This window comes from Lutibacter sp. (assembly GCF_040883305.1).
GTDB lineage: Bacteria > Bacteroidota > Bacteroidia > Flavobacteriales > Flavobacteriaceae > Lutibacter.
Genome location: NZ_JBFLKT010000076.1, coordinates 1 through 14,771 on the forward strand (window position 1 = coordinate 1; position 14,771 = coordinate 14,771).

15 protein-coding genes are annotated in these 14,771 nt (G+C 29.8%); 11 read left to right on the forward strand and 4 right to left on the reverse strand.

Features of this window, described 5'->3' with window-relative positions; all coding sequences use genetic code 11:
- The 6 genes from AB1Z17_RS02330 to AB1Z17_RS02355 all read left to right on the forward strand — a co-directional run.
- The coding region (locus AB1Z17_RS02330) for an NAD(P)(+) transhydrogenase (Re/Si-specific) subunit beta (protein WP_368050180.1) at positions 1 to 512 on the forward strand (512 nt) is incomplete at its 5' end.
- A gap of 100 nt (positions 513 to 612) precedes the next feature.
- Positions 613 to 2,064, forward strand: a complete 1,452-nt coding sequence (locus tag AB1Z17_RS02335; RefSeq protein WP_368050181.1) for a TonB-dependent receptor — start codon at positions 613 to 615, stop codon at positions 2,062 to 2,064.
- A 62-nt stretch (positions 2,065 to 2,126) separates the two neighbouring features.
- Complete coding sequence (locus AB1Z17_RS02340) at positions 2,127 to 2,669, forward strand: RNA polymerase sigma factor (protein WP_368050182.1); 543 nt, start codon at positions 2,127 to 2,129, stop codon at positions 2,667 to 2,669.
- A gap of 58 nt (positions 2,670 to 2,727) precedes the next feature.
- A complete protein-coding gene (locus AB1Z17_RS02345) occupies positions 2,728 to 3,318 on the forward strand; it encodes a hypothetical protein (RefSeq protein WP_368050183.1) in 591 nt (196 codons plus the stop codon).
- Positions 3,319 to 3,329: 11 nt separating this feature from the next.
- On the forward strand, positions 3,330 to 3,782 hold the full coding sequence (locus AB1Z17_RS02350; RefSeq protein ID WP_368050184.1) for a hypothetical protein: 453 nt from the start codon (positions 3,330 to 3,332) through the stop codon (positions 3,780 to 3,782).
- Positions 3,783 to 4,082: 300 nt separating this feature from the next.
- Complete coding sequence (locus AB1Z17_RS02355) at positions 4,083 to 5,537, forward strand: DUF3360 family protein (RefSeq protein WP_368050185.1); 1,455 nt, start codon at positions 4,083 to 4,085, stop codon at positions 5,535 to 5,537.
- 19 nt (positions 5,538 to 5,556) lie between these two features.
- On the opposite strand, the gene AB1Z17_RS02360 is transcribed toward AB1Z17_RS02355, so the two are convergent.
- Positions 5,557 to 6,054 (reverse strand): YkgJ family cysteine cluster protein, encoded by a 498-nt coding sequence (locus tag AB1Z17_RS02360; RefSeq protein ID WP_368050186.1) that lies wholly within the window; start codon positions 6,052 to 6,054, stop codon positions 5,557 to 5,559.
- 232 nt (positions 6,055 to 6,286) lie between these two features.
- Here AB1Z17_RS02360 and argS point away from each other — a divergent pair, with 232 nt between their 5' ends.
- From argS to AB1Z17_RS02380, 4 genes are all read left to right on the forward strand, one after another.
- Positions 6,287 to 8,056, forward strand: coding sequence for an arginine--tRNA ligase (argS, locus tag AB1Z17_RS02365; protein ID WP_368050195.1), 1,770 nt, complete (start codon positions 6,287 to 6,289; stop codon positions 8,054 to 8,056).
- Positions 8,057 to 8,211: 155 nt separating this feature from the next.
- Positions 8,212 to 9,600 (forward strand): dihydrolipoyl dehydrogenase, encoded by a 1,389-nt coding sequence (gene lpdA, locus AB1Z17_RS02370; protein ID WP_368050187.1) that lies wholly within the window; start codon positions 8,212 to 8,214, stop codon positions 9,598 to 9,600.
- Positions 9,601 to 9,786: 186 nt separating this feature from the next.
- The gene (locus tag AB1Z17_RS02375; protein WP_368050189.1) at positions 9,787 to 10,215 is read left to right on the forward strand and encodes a hypothetical protein; all 429 of its coding nucleotides are present in this window, start codon (positions 9,787 to 9,789) and stop codon (positions 10,213 to 10,215) included.
- A gap of 20 nt (positions 10,216 to 10,235) precedes the next feature.
- Positions 10,236 to 10,658 (forward strand): hypothetical protein, encoded by a 423-nt coding sequence (locus AB1Z17_RS02380; RefSeq protein ID WP_368050190.1) that lies wholly within the window; start codon positions 10,236 to 10,238, stop codon positions 10,656 to 10,658.
- Here AB1Z17_RS02380 and bshC read toward each other — a convergent pair.
- The 3 genes from bshC to AB1Z17_RS02395 all read right to left on the reverse strand — a co-directional run bounded on the left by bshC (position 10,655) and on the right by AB1Z17_RS02395 (position 13,698).
- Positions 10,655 to 12,247, reverse strand: a complete 1,593-nt coding sequence (gene bshC / locus AB1Z17_RS02385; protein ID WP_368050191.1) for a bacillithiol biosynthesis cysteine-adding enzyme BshC — start codon at positions 12,245 to 12,247, stop codon at positions 10,655 to 10,657. The two genes, AB1Z17_RS02380 and bshC, sit on opposite strands and share 4 nt — an antisense overlap.
- 6 nt (positions 12,248 to 12,253) lie before the next feature.
- Positions 12,254 to 12,913: a methyltransferase domain-containing protein gene (locus tag AB1Z17_RS02390; protein WP_368050192.1), complete on the reverse strand. Its 660-nt coding sequence runs from the start codon at positions 12,911 to 12,913 to the stop codon at positions 12,254 to 12,256.
- 86 nt (positions 12,914 to 12,999) lie between these two features.
- Entirely contained in the window at positions 13,000 to 13,698 is a 699-nt protein-coding gene (locus AB1Z17_RS02395) for a diphthine--ammonia ligase (RefSeq protein ID WP_368050193.1), read from the reverse strand.
- 103 nt (positions 13,699 to 13,801) lie between these two features.
- Here AB1Z17_RS02395 and AB1Z17_RS02400 point away from each other — a divergent pair.
- The coding region (locus AB1Z17_RS02400; protein WP_368050194.1) for a M14 family metallopeptidase at positions 13,802 to 14,771 on the forward strand (970 nt) is incomplete at its 3' end.

Genomic DNA, 14,771 nt, shown 5'->3' on the forward strand with positions numbered 1-14,771 from the left:
CAAGTGATGTTGCCATTTTAATGAACTACTCTAACAAAGTAATTATTGTTCCTGGTTATGGTTTAGCAGTTGCACAAGCACAACATATTATTCACGAATTAGAACAATTACTTATAAGCAAAGGTATAGATGTAAAATATGCCATTCATCCAGTTGCTGGTCGTATGCCGGGTCATATGAATGTTCTATTAGCGGAAACTAATGTTGATTATGACAAGTTAGTTGAAATGGAAGATATAAATCCTGAATTTAAAAGTACTGATGTAGTTTTTGTTGTTGGTGCAAATGATGTAGTAAATCCTGCAGCGCATAACGATCCTTCTAGTCCAATTTATGGAATGCCAATTTTAGATGTAGAAAACGCAAAGAATATTATTATTAATAAACGTAGTATGAAACCTGGTTATGCAGGTATAGAAAACGAATTATTCTACAATCAAAAAACTTCAATGCTTTTTGGTGATGCAAAAGTTGCATTAACTAAACTTGTTGCTGAACTTAAAAATATGTAAGTATAATTTCAATATATTAAAATAGGGTAACAATTAAACTGTTACCCTATTTTTTTTGAGCCAAATTTATTTCATACTTTTGCAAAAAAGAAAAAAGATAATGGCTTTAATTTTAAAAGGTGATATAGAAATTAACGAGGTAAAGTCCAGCAAGGCAAAAGCTTTAAAAGTTAATTTAAATAAACGTACTTATGGAACCTTTGCAGAAATTGGAGCTGGACAAGAAACTGTTCGTCATTTTTTTAGAGCAGGTGGTGCTTCAGGTACAATAGCAAAAGCTATGAGTGCTTATGATAAAGATTTTTCTGATGCCATTTATGGAATTGAAGAAGATGGACGCTATGTTACAGAAAATCGTCTAAAAAAAATGCTAACCTATGAAATTGAAGTAATTGAAGAACGGTTAAGCAGGAAAACACATCCCGATAACATTTTTTTTACGTATGCTAATACTGTAACTACTATTGATTTTGTTAAAAAATTTAAAGGCCATGGTTGGGTTGGTATTAAGTTTCAGTTAGATCCATTAGAAGATTATAGCGAAATTATATTACACGTTAGATTTAAAGAAACAGATGCTAAGTTACAACAAGAAACCCTTGGTATTTTAGGTGTTAATTTAATTTATGGGGCTTTTTATTTAAATGACAAACCTAAAGAATTATTAAAATCTCTCTACGACAATTTACATAAAGTGCAACTAGAAATTGATATGATTAATTTTTCTGGACCTCGTTTTTCGTATGTAGATAATAGATTAATGAGCTTACTTTTAGTAAGAAATGGTATGACTAATGCCGTGATGTTTGGACCAGATGGTAATAACTTATTACCCGCACAACAGTTGTACAGAGCAAATATTTTAGCGTTAAGAGGTAGTTTTAGACCTGTTACCAAAGTAAATATGGACATGTATAAACTTGCCGAACAAATGTTTTACAATGAAAGCAAGGTTAAAGAGGAAAATGCCAAAATTATTTTTGAAATTACCCTCACAAATTTAAGTTCTGAAGGTGAAATTGATGAAAGAGATTTCTTAGACAGAGCTGAATTACTTTGTTCATTAGGTCAAAATGTAATGATTACAGATTTTCAGGAATATTATAAATTAGTTGAATATTTTTCTGAATTTACAAAAGAAAGAATTGCTTTGGCAATGGGTGTGTACAGTTTTGTTCAAATATTTGATGAAAAATATTACCGTAATTTAAGCGGTGGTATTTTAGAAGCTTTTGGAAAACTATTCTTTAAAGATTTAAAAGTTTACTTGTACCCACTTAAAGATCAACGTACTGGAGAAATTAAAACTAGTGAGAATCTTAAAGTGCACCCACGTATGAAAGAATTGTACAAATTCTTTAAATACAATGGAAAAGTTGTTGATATCATAGATTTTGATCCTGAAATATTAGAAGTTTTCTCTAAAAAAGTATTAGATATGATTGCCAATGGAGTTCATGGTTGGGAAGAAATGCTTCCAAAAGGAATTGCTGAAACAATTAAAAGCGAACGCTTATTCGGTTATTCAAGAAGAAGATTTTTAAAAAAATAATATTTTTGGTCATCTATTAAACCTTTCTTAATTTTAAGTGTCTAATTAAGAAATATTCATAAGTGGATAATGAAACATTATTAGTTGCACAACTAAAAAATAAAAAAACTCAAGAACAAGCTTTTCGACAATTAATGTCTTTATATAAAGAACGTTTATATTGGCATATTCGTAAAATTGTTTTTATACACGATGATGCTGATGATGTACTTCAAAACACTTTCATTAAAGTTTTTAAAAACATTCATTCTTTTAAAGAAGAAAGTAAATTATATTCTTGGATGTATCGCATTGCAACCAATGAAGCCATTACATTTATCAATAAAAAAGCTGCAAAACAACAAGTAGATTTAAGCGAATTACAATTAAACACTGTACAAAATTTAAATAATGATATCGATTTTACAGGCGATGAAATTCAGCTCTTACTTCAAAAAGCCATTATTACATTACCGCACAAACAGCAGTTGGTATTTAACATGAAATATTTTGATGAAATGAAATACAAAGATATGTCCGAAATTTTAGACACATCAGTTGGTGCGTTAAAGGCCTCCTATTTTCATGCAGTTAAAAAAATTGAAGAATTCTTAAAAAACCATTAAACCTTAAAGAGTTAGCTTAGTCTAATTATTAATAATGAACAAAAAGAGAGTACATAAAATGGCACCTACACAAAGCAAAATAGCATATAAAAACCATGGTTTTAATGTACCTGATGCGTATTTTAATACTGTTGAAGATGGTGTATTTGCAGAAATTAATGCTTTAAAAATAAACATCGATAAAACAGTTTATAAAACACCTGATTCTTATTTTGAAACGGTTGAAGACCTTGTTGTTGCAAAACTTAAAGCGCAAACTCTTCAAAAAGAAGTTACAAATTCAATTCCCAAAGGTTATTTTGAAACGTTGGAAGATAACGTTTTTAATAAAATTAAAGAAGAGACTTCAAAAGTAAGAACACTTAAAAATATTTCAAAATATGCGGTTCCAATTACAATTGCTGCTTCTTTTCTAATTATTTTTATGTTAAACAGCACTTCAAACAATATCACTTTTGAAACTTTAGCAACTTCAGAAATTGAAGAATTTATTGAAAATGGAAATATTAATTATGATGCTGAAAGTTTAGCAAGTATTTTTCCAGAAGTAACTTTAGAATACACTAATTATATATCTACATTATCGGATAGTGATGTTTTAAATTATTTAAACGAAAATGATTTGGAAACATTGATTATAGAAAATTAAACATTATTAAAATGAAAAAATTACTATTTATAACATTCCTCCTAATAATTACTTCAAGTTCTGTAGTTAGTCAGAAAATGAATAGACAAAAAATTACGCTTTTAAAAACTGCATTTATTACAGATGCTATTGTTTTAAAACCAAAAGAAGCTGAAAAATTTTGGCCTGTTTATAACCAATATTCGAACCAACTTCAACAGCTAAAATTTAAAATTGAAGGTGGTAAAATGCGTGAAATTAAAGCAGCAGGTGGCGTAGAAAACATTTCAGAAACCGATGCACAAGAAATTATTAACCAATCTTTAGTTTTTGAAAAAGAGATTTATGAAACTAAAATAAAAATGGTGAAAGAACTATCTAAAATTATTTCAGCACAACAAATCGTAAAACTACAAAAAGCTGAACGCGATTTTAACAAACGAATTTTACAAGAATACGGCAGAAGAAAAAGAATGGGGCAATAAATTTAATACGTTATTTTACAACTTAATTGCTCAACAAATAACAAGCCCATTTTTTAACACAAGAATCTTCAATTTCCCCAAAAACCAACCTTTTTGTTTACAATGCTTTAACTAAAATCTTCTAGCATTTTTTTTGTAATACTTGACTTTTGTCATTCTTTAATATTTTCAATAATATTACTTTTGTTACATTATAAAAATGACCTTCTTTGGGTGTTGAAAATCTTGTTTTTATTTTCAAAAATCATTTCATTCGGTCAATCATTAATAGCGTTTTTTAATGCTTTTGAAAGTACCTAAATGAAAAAAAAAGATTCCAATTCGTATCAAGATCAACATAAAAAATCAGAAGAGTTTGATAGTCGTGAAGAGTATCTTGAGCACGAATTAACTATCATGAAATTCCGCCGTTGGCGAGTAAACCTTCCTTTCAGAGATTTCAAAATAGAGCTAGAAGATTTTGTGCCAGCCATAGCTGCTACTATCGGGAAAGTAGTAATGGTAACCGCTATGGTAGCTGCTTTTGCTACTCAATTTGGGCTTTCACAAGATTTTATTGCAGAAAATGTCCGCTTTGAATTACTTATTGGTGGTGGATTATTTGTGCTCCTTTTTTCAGCATTGCTGAACCCGAAAGCAAATTTACCCGGAACGCATGGACCTATGATTCCTTTAATTCCGATAATTGCATTAGCAGGAGGACATCCCTTAGCATTAGGTATTTTAATTGGATTTTTCGGTATTATATTAAGTATTTCAAAAGGAGGTTCTAAACTAATGACAATTACTGGAGTTGGTGTGAGAGGCGGATTACTAATTTTCTTAGGCGCTGTTGGGCTAATAAGTCAAATTTCAAAGTTAAAATTATGGTCTTTTGAAGCAGATATAAATGGTATCTATATCCTAATAATAGGAATTACAATATTTATTTATGCTTATTTAGCTCGTATTCGTAAACGCTGGCTAGCAATACCTTTATGTTCTTTAATTGCAGGAATTATTGCTTTTACAATGGGAGCAGATTTTACATTTTCTACTGAACCTGGTTTACCTCATTTTAGTCCAACATATTGGTGGGGAGAAAATACAGGTTGGCAATTAGGTTGGCCAGAATTTAAACATTTTATTGCGGTAATTCCGTTTGCTATTTTAGGTGTAGCAATGTGGTCCCCAGATTTTTTAGGTCATCGTGTTTTTCAAGAAATGAATTATCCAAAAAAAACGGAAAATGTATTAATGGATGTTGACGATACAATGACTGTTGCTTCTTTGCGTCAAATTATTGGATCTATATTAGGTGGTGGAAATATTGCCTCTTCCTGGGGAACCTATATGATTCCTGCTGCTATTGCAAAAAGACCTATTCCTGGAGGAGCAATTCTTACGGCAATATTGTGTATTCTAGCCTCTATCTTTGGATATCCTATGGATTTGGCTATGTGGGAACCTGTTTTAAGAGTTGCCTTAATAGTTGGAGTATTTTTACCGCTGTTAGAAGTTGGAATGCAAATGATAAAAAAACAAAAAGATTCTATAAGTGCAGGAACCTGCATTTTTGCTTGTGCGTTTGTAAATCCTGTATTTGGTTGGGCACTGGCAATGTTACTCGACAATCTGGGATATACGGGAGATAAAGAACGATCTAAATCATTAACAATAAAGGAAAAACTAATTATTCCTGGAGTAATGTTTCTAATTTGTGTAGTTTCTTTAGCATTAGTAGGTCAATTACCTGGAATACCTGGAATTTTCTAAATTTTAAAAATGACTTTTATTACTTTGGAAGTTTTATTTTAAGTGCTTCAACAATATTATAAGCAGCAGGGCATATTTCAGTGTTTTTTAATGTTAGATCTGTAATCTGAATAAATTTTCGTCTATCTGTATGTGGGTATGCTGCACAAGCTTTGGGACGCACATCATAAATCATACACGTATTATCGTTCAAATCTAAAAAAGAACAAGGTGTTGTTTTCAACACATAAAAATCATCGATATCTCGCTCTAAATATTGGGTTGTAAAATCCAATACTTTCATTCTAAAATGTTTAGAAATACGCTCTATATCTTTATTTGTAAATATAGGACTTGTAGTTTTACAACAATTTCCACAGGTTAAACAATCAGTTTTTTCAAACTCTTTTTCGTGTAACTCTTGCATTACAACATCTAAATTTTTAGGAGTGCGCTTCTTTAACTTTTGAAAATATTTTTTATTTTCAATAAGTTTTTCTTCAGCTAATTTTGGTAATTCCTTTAAAAATTCTTCCATTTGGCAAATATATAAATGTTATTGCTGTAAGTAGCTATTTGGAATATTTTAATTTATAAAACTGTATTAAGCTAAATTTTATCAACCTGTGCTTCTTCTATCGTTTATCTTGAGCGGAGTATAAAAGCTCAGCAACCATATAATTACAATCTTACATAATTTGATTTTATAAAATCGTGAAAATAATTTGAAATTTAGTACTTTTGCACCTCAAAATAATTTAGCAAAAAATATGCACAATAGTTTAGAAATAGCTGTTAAAAAGGCTTTTAAAGAAATTTACAATACGGATATTCAATCTGTTGAATTTCAGGCTACTAAAAAAGATTTTAAAGGTGATATAACCATAGTGGTTTTTGCCTTTTTACGCTTTGTTAAAGGAAACCCAGTTGAAATTGGAACTAAAATTGGAACTTATTTAACAGAAAATGTAGAAGAAGTAGCTGATTTTAACGTTGTAAAAGGCTTTTTAAACTTAGAAATTGCAGATTCTTACTTTATTAATATTTTTAATACAATTTATAAAACTAACAATTATGGTATAATTTCACCTGATAAAAATGAAAAAGCTGTAATGGTAGAATATTCTTCTCCAAACACAAATAAACCACTGCATTTAGGTCATATTAGAAATAATTTATTAGGATATTCTGTTGCTGAAATTATAAAAGCTTCAGGAAAGCAAGTTTATAAAACTCAAATTATTAACGATCGTGGTATTCATATTTGCAAAAGTATGTTGGCTTGGCAACGTTTTGGAAATGGAGAGACTCCTGAAAGTTCAGGTTTAAAAGGTGATAAATTGGTTGGTAATTATTATGTTGCTTTTGATAAAGCATATAAAGAAGAAATTACACAGCTAATTGCTGAAGGAAAAACAGCAGAAGATGCTAAAAAAGAAGCACCTATTTTATTGGAAGCACAACAAATGTTGTTGAAATGGGAAGCTGGAGATAAAGAAGTAGTTGATTTATGGAAAACTATGAACCAGTGGGTTTATGATGGTTTTGATATAACTTATAAAGAATTAGGTGTTGATTTTGATAAAAATTATTATGAAAGCAACACCTACTTGCTTGGAAAAGATGTAGTTACAGATGGATTGAAAAAAGGAATTTTCTACAAAAAAGAAGATGGCTCTGTATGGATAGATTTAACCGATGAAGGCTTAGACGAAAAAATTGTATTACGTTCCGATGGAACTGCCGTTTATATGACACAAGATATTGGAACGGCTATTGAGCGTTTTAAAGATTTCGACCTGCAAGAATTGGTTTATACCGTTGGAAATGAGCAAGATTACCATTTTAAAGTATTATTTCTTATTTTAGACAAATTAGGATATGACTGGGCTAAAAACCTGTATCATTTATCTTACGGAATGGTAGATTTACCAAGTGGAAAAATGAAATCCAGAGAAGGAACTGTGGTTGATGCAGATGATTTAATGTTGGAAATGACGAATACTGCAAGGACAATATCTCAAGAATTAGGAAAACTTGAAGGATATTCTGAAGATGAAAAAGAACACCTTTACAAAACTATAGGTTTAGGAGCTTTAAAATATTACATTTTAAAGGTAGATCCTAAAAAACGTATTTTATTTGACCCCGAAGAATCTGTCGATTTTGCTGGTAATACAGGTCCTTTTATTCAATATACGTATGCTAGAATACAATCTATTTTAAGAAAAGCTACTTTTAATTATTCAAAAGAAATTACAGCAATTGATTTAGATCCAAAAGAGCGAGAATTAATTAAACAAATACAACTGTTTCCTGAAATTATTCAGAATGCAGCCCAAAATCATAGTCCTGCATTAATTGCAAATTATACATACGATTTGGTTAAAATATACAATTCATTTTACCAAACAGTTCCAATTTTAGGATGTGAAAATCAGAACGAAAAAATTATTAGAATCCAACTTTCAAATAAAGTTGCAGAAATTATAAAATCAGCATTTAAATTATTAGGAATTAATGTTCCTGATAGAATGTAAAAAAGTGAGATGTGAAAAGTTTAAACGGCGGTTGAGAGTAGTCCAAACCACTTATTTATAAAATGTAAGGGTAAAAAAACACAATAATCAATTAACGATTTAACAGAAATAAAAATATAGTAAATTTGCATTTTAAGCGATAAAATAAACAAAATATGAAATACGACATTATTATTATAGGAAGTGGCCCAGGAGGATATGTTACAGCCATTAGAGCTTCACAACTTGGATTTAAAGTTGCTGTAGTTGAAAAAGAAAACTTAGGTGGAATCTGTTTAAATTGGGGATGTATCCCAACAAAAGCTTTATTAAAAAGTGCGCAAGTTTATGATTATTTAAAGCATGTAGATCAATATGGTTTAAAAGCTGAAGCAATTGATAAAGATTTTGAAGCCGTAGTAAAACGTAGTAGAAATGTAGCTGATGGAATGAGTAAAGGTGTTCAATTTTTAATGAAAAAAAATAAAATTGATGTTATTGATGGCTATGGGAAAATTAAAACTGGAAAAAAAGTAGATGTAACAGATGCTGATGGTAAAGTAACTGAATACAGTGCAGATCATATAATTATTGCAACAGGTGCTCGCTCTAGAGAATTACCAAACTTGCCTCAAGATGGTAAAAAAGTTATAGGATATCGCCAAGCAATGACGCTTCCAACACAACCTAAAAAAATGATTGTTGTTGGTTCTGGAGCAATTGGAGTTGAATTTGCGCATTTTTACAATGCCATGGGAACTGAAGTTACAATTGTAGAATTTTTACCAAATTTAGTGCCAGTTGAAGATATTGATGTTTCAAAACAATTTGAACGTTCTTTCAAAAAGTCTGGTGTAAAAGTAATGACAAACTCTTCTGTAGAATCTGTAGATACTTCTGGTAAAGGTGTAAAAGCAGTTGTTAAAACTAAAAAAGGAGAAGAAATTTTAGAAGCAGATGTATTACTTTCTGCTGTTGGAATTAAATCTAATATTGAAAACATTGGTTTAGAAGATGTTGGAATTGTTGTTGACCGTGATAAAATTTTGGTAAACGATTTCTATCAAACAAATATTCCTGGTTATTATGCAATTGGAGATGTTGTTCCTGGTCAAGCTTTGGCGCACGTTGCTTCTGCTGAAGGAATTACTTGTGTTGAAAAAATTGCTGGTTTACATACCGAAAAAATCGACTACGGAAACGTTCCTGGATGTACCTATGCTTCACCTGAAATTGCAAGTGTTGGTTTAACAGAAGCTCAAGCAAAAGAACAAGGTTACGAACTAAAAGTTGGTAAATTCCCTTTCTCTGCTTCAGGAAAAGCAAAAGCTGCTGGAACACCTGATGGTTTTGTAAAAGTTATTTTTGATGCTAAATATGGCGAATGGTTAGGTTGTCATATGATTGGTGCTGGTGTAACTGATATGATTGCTGAAGCTGTTTTAGGTAGAAAATTAGAAACAACAGGGCACGAAGTTTTAAAAACAATTCACCCACATCCAACTATGAGTGAAGCTGTTATGGAGGCCGTTGCCGAAGCTTATGGTGAAGTAATTCACTTATAAAATAAAATTTTAATTAGGCTGTCTGAAAACTATAAAAACCTGTTTCTCTGATTTTTTTCAGAATAACGTTAATTTTACTTTTCAGACAGTTTTTTTATAATGATATAATTTGAAACTGTAAGTTAAATATCAAAGAAATTTAATTTTTAGTATATTTGATTTTTTACATTTAAAAAAAATAAACACATGAAAATATTAAAATTACTATTAGTTCTTATTTTTGTTACTTCAATTTCTTGTAAAGAAGAAAAGCCAAAACAAAATACAAACTTAAACAACAAAGTAGCGGTTAAACATTATATCTGCTTAAATAAATGTGAAAATAGTGGTTCAGATGCTCAAGGAGTTTGTGCAACTTGCAATACTCCATATACACATAATGTTGCTTTCCATAACGATGATTTGTTGAAAAATGGGCCTTTAAATGTTCCGAGTAATACATCTGCTCCAACACAAACTAATACAATCACTCCGCCTGCTCCAGCTGCCGCACAAAATGCTGCTGGCGTTTACCACTACACCTGTACCAACGGATGTACTGGAGGTGCCGGTTCAGTAGAAGATTGCAAATCTTGTGGCACTCCACTTGAACACAATCAAGCATTTCATAATTAATAATTTCTCAAATATAATATATGGCATTTTCATTTTCTAAACTATTTAATAAAGCGAAAGAGGTTCCTTCAAATTCGGAAATCATAGAAAAAATTGATTTTAAAGGAGGTACAAAATATGCTAAAAATGAGACTAATATTGTGTATGCAGATATTGAAGAACTAGGAGGATTTCCTTATCTTAAAACTGTAATTATAGGTGATACTTCTGTAAATATTAAAAGAACAGGCTGTACAGTTGCATTTAATTTTAACAATGAATCTATTAAATTAAATTCAGATAACACCACTATAGAATCTAACAAAATAAAAAATACAAATGTATATTTTACTGAAATAGATTTTGAATTAAATGAAGAAGAAGCTACTAAAATTAAAGGAAGCAAAGTAACAACTATGGAATATGGTTTTAAAAATAAAATTATCCCTTTTAAACCGCTTTAATATTCTAGTACTGTAAATTCCAATTTTAGAGGTTGCAATGCTTCTAGTAACATTGGAATTAAATCTCTACCTAATTCTAAATAAATTTCTGAAAAATTACGTGTGCGTTCCTCTAAACTTTGATTTGGAAATAACTGATTTTGCAAAGATTCAATTCTAGAAATAACATCAGAAAGCTTTCTTTTTTGAGCTTTTAACAATCTTTTTTCTAAATTATTAAGTCCATTTAATTGCTTTTTTTCTTGTGCATTTACAGCACCAATAAAAGATTTATCAGTTTGTTTTGCCAATTCTTTTAACTCTAAAAATTGTTGTTGTAGAAACACCTTCTGTCCTGAAAAATCTATCTTTATCTCTGAAATTTCTGTTACTTTTTTATTAATTAATTCATCTTGCTTATAAAAAAGCTCATGCAATGTTACTTTTAACTTATTTAACTTAACTAACTGTTTTTTAGAAACTAACAATGCAGAATTTCGTAATAACAATATTGGAAATGGTATATCTACTTTTGAAAAATAATCTTTTAACTGAAACCAATAAGACAGTTCACCTCCTCCACCGATATAACACAAATTAGGTAAAATAGCTTCTTGATACAGCGGACGCATAATTACATTTGGACTAAAACGTTCAGGAAAATTAGTAACTTCATTCAATAATTCTTCTTCAGAAAAAACAAGTAAGGTGTTGTTTATTATGAATTCATTATTTTCAAATATAATACGTTCTCTTAAATTATCTTTTAAATAAAAAAGATTGATTTCTCTTGGATTTACCTGAATATTATAATTTTCAGCTAATTTTTCACTGGTTTTAGAGACCTCATTATAAGAAGTGTTATTTAATAATTCATCTTTAACTACAGGTAAAAATTCTTGTTTTAGCGTAACATCATCACCATCAATAATCACCAAACCATATTCGCCAAAAAGTACATTTACCAAATAACGAGCTGCATCGGTTAAATTGGTATGTTTCAAGTACGCATTCTCAAACATTTGTTTTATTGAGTTCGCATTATTCGAATTCCCTAATTCTTCGGAAAAAGCTTTAAAAACAGTGTTAAAACCTTCAGTATTTAATCTTCCAACCGCACCACTACTCTCTCTATCCCAAACAACTTTCTTTCCTTTAAAATTAAAGTAGTTAATTTCTTCAAAATCGTGATCTTCTGTTGCCATCCAATATACCGGCACAAAATTATATTGCGGAAAATGAATTGCTAATTGTTTTGTTAGATTTATGGTTGAAACTATTTTATACAAAAAATACAACGGACCTGTAAAGATATTTAATTGATGTCCTGTTGTAATTGTAAAAGCATTTTGCTTTGCTAAAGAATTTATATTATTTTCAGTTAAATTACTTGTATTAAAACTATTATACTGCTTAATAAGTGCTTTAACTAACGTATTTCTAGATGTTTGTTCAAATGAATGTTGCTTTAATTCTAGTTGTTTTCTAAATCCTTCCAAATCTGGAAAGTTTCCATAGAATTGAGATAATTTGTGACTTTTATCTAAATAATCACCTATTAAATTTGAAAAATATCCGGTTTCTTGAAATGGAATATGATGTACTTTCATTAAATTTTAGTGTATTCTTTTAAATAAGGTATAAACATATTCTCTTGTGTTTTCAGATGGCTGAGTATATGTATAATCAAACGATTTTAGTAATTTAAAATTTTCTCCTAAACCTTTTTGCAACATTTCTTCATTATAATTTCTAATATCTAATCCACAGCATTTAACAGCGCCTTTTAAATTAAACTGAGCCAAAATTATATAACCATTTAATTTAATAACTTTATTTATTAACTTAAAATAGGCTTCTTGTTGATAATTTTCGGTAAAAAAATGTAATACAGCTCTGTCGTGCCATAAATCGATGTTTTTTAATTTTAATAATGCAGTTGAATTTGTTAAATCATCAATTATAAATTGAACGTTTGATGCCTTATCAATTGTTAAATCATTTTTTAATATTTCCAAAGCAGTTTCAGAAATATCATTTACTATAATATTATTATACCCCTTTTCTAACAATCTGTTAATTAAAGAAGTGGAACCTGCTCCGGCATTAAAAATTACAGCATCATTTGGTAAATTACATGCCTCAATTAACTCTAAACTAGGTGTTGGATTCTCTTCGTACCAACCCAAACTAGTAGTTGGAGTTTTTTGATATGCCTTATTCCAATGTTCTTCAAAATTATACGCTGATAATTCGTTTTTAGGATTTTGATTCATCTAAAATTTACTTTTTTTATAAAAATACACAAATTAAATAGTTTGTCGATACTACTTTAAATATCTAACAATAATTTAACTAAATTTTAAATAGGTTTTAAATCACAATACCAAAAACTAGAATCCCAAGTGTCAGATGAATTCGAAGGATACGTTTTTAGTACTTTTTCACCAATTTTAAACGCTATTGGTTGTTTAAAAATTGGTCCGTCAAAAACAAAGGTATGAAATTCACCATTTTCACCACAAACATCTATATTCTTCGGCAAATCCTTTACAAACTGTTTATCTATAATTCTTCCCACAAAACTTTTATCTAATAAATTAGCATTTACAGAAACCGTTATAGCCTTAAAACCCAAATTAATAAATTCCTCAATAATTTTAAAAGAGTTGATTTTCCATAACGGAAAAACACCTTTTAAACCCATTTCTGCTAATTTAATTTCTCTAAACGCTTTCAAATCTTCTAAAAAAATGTCTCCAAAAACTGAAAATTTATAATTTCCCTTGGCTATAATTTCTTTTAAATTCGATTTCATAATATTGTTATATGTTTCCCTTGAAACATCTTCTGGAAAGTATATTTTGTATAAGGGTAAACCAATTTGTTTTGCCTGTTCTTCCAATAATATTTCAGAAACACCATGCATAGAAACTCTTTTAAATTTTTGGTTTACGGTGGTTATCAAAGTTCCAACAGTATAATCGCTATTCAGTAAAATCTTGTGAAGTGCTAATGCTGAATCTTTTCCAGTACTCCAATTAAAATAAGCTTTTTTCAAGGGTATAATTTTTTTGGTAAAAATAAAACATTCTTGGTTCTCTTATCAACTTAAATAATTAAGTTTATTTAAGTACATTTGGCACTTTAATTTTTATAATTTTATGAAGACCGTACGCCTTTCAATTAGTTTTATCATTTTTTTTACTTTAATTGGCTTTGCCCAAACAATTCAATCTCCTTCCGAATTTTTAGGATATGAATTAGGTTCTAGATTTTCGAACCATCATAAAGTTGTTGACTATTTTTTGTATGTTAGTGAAACTTCAAAAAGTGTACAACTTCAAAAATATGGGGAAACAAACGAGCATAGACCGTTATATGTTTCGTATATTTCTTCTGAAGAAAATATTGCAACTTTAGAAAGTATTAGAGAAGCTAATTTAAAAAGAACCGGGATTTTAAAAGGCACGCCTAATTCTGAAATTGGTATTGTTTGGCTGAGTTATAATGTACACGGAAATGAAGCTTCAAGTTCTGAAGCTGCCATGCTAACCTTGTATAAATTAATTACCGAAAAGCAAGATTGGCTTAAAAATACGGTGGTAATTATTGATCCGTGCTTAAATCCTGATGGGCGCGATAGGTATGTTAATTGGTACAACCAAACAAAAAGTACGCCTTTTAATACAAATCCAGATGTTACAGAACACAACGAACCTTGGCCTGGCGGAAGACCAAATCATTATTTATTCGATTTAAACAGAGATTGGGCTTGGGCTACTCAAATAGAAACACAACAGCGTTTAAAAGTTTATAATAAATGGATGCCACATATACACGTAGATTTTCACGAACAGGGTTATAACAGTCCTTATTATTTTGCTCCTGCAGCCGAGCCTTTTCACGAAATTATTACTGATTGGCAACGAGATTTTCAAACTAAAATTGGAAAAAATCACGCTAGTTATTTTGATAAAGAAGGATGGCGTTATTTTACAAAAGAATCTTTTGATTTACTATATCCAAGTTATGGCGATACCTACCCAACTTATATGGGAGCTATTGGTATGACATACGAACAAGCAGGACACGGAAGAGCTGGGTTAGGAATTATTACTGAAAATAATACAG

Coding starts and splice junctions, on each gene's coding strand:
- AB1Z17_RS02390 (WP_368050192.1), bottom strand. CDS start 12,913: ATGAATCAAAATCCTAAAAACGAATTATCAGCGTATAATTTTGAAGAA.
- AB1Z17_RS02360 (WP_368050186.1), bottom strand. CDS start 6,054: ATGGAAGAATTTTTAAAGGAATTACCAAAATTAGCTGAAGAAAAACTT.
- AB1Z17_RS02350 (WP_368050184.1), top strand. CDS start 3,330: ATGAAAAAATTACTATTTATAACATTCCTCCTAATAATTACTTCAAGT.
- argS (WP_368050195.1), top strand. CDS start 6,287: ATGCACAATAGTTTAGAAATAGCTGTTAAAAAGGCTTTTAAAGAAATT.
- AB1Z17_RS02380 (WP_368050190.1), top strand. CDS start 10,236: ATGGCATTTTCATTTTCTAAACTATTTAATAAAGCGAAAGAGGTTCCT.
- AB1Z17_RS02335 (WP_368050181.1), top strand. CDS start 613: ATGGCTTTAATTTTAAAAGGTGATATAGAAATTAACGAGGTAAAGTCC.
- bshC (WP_368050191.1), bottom strand. CDS start 12,247: ATGAAAGTACATCATATTCCATTTCAAGAAACCGGATATTTTTCAAAT.
- AB1Z17_RS02355 (WP_368050185.1), top strand. CDS start 4,083: ATGAAAAAAAAAGATTCCAATTCGTATCAAGATCAACATAAAAAATCA.
- lpdA (WP_368050187.1), top strand. CDS start 8,212: ATGAAATACGACATTATTATTATAGGAAGTGGCCCAGGAGGATATGTT.
- AB1Z17_RS02345 (WP_368050183.1), top strand. CDS start 2,728: ATGGCACCTACACAAAGCAAAATAGCATATAAAAACCATGGTTTTAAT.
- AB1Z17_RS02375 (WP_368050189.1), top strand. CDS start 9,787: ATGAAAATATTAAAATTACTATTAGTTCTTATTTTTGTTACTTCAATT.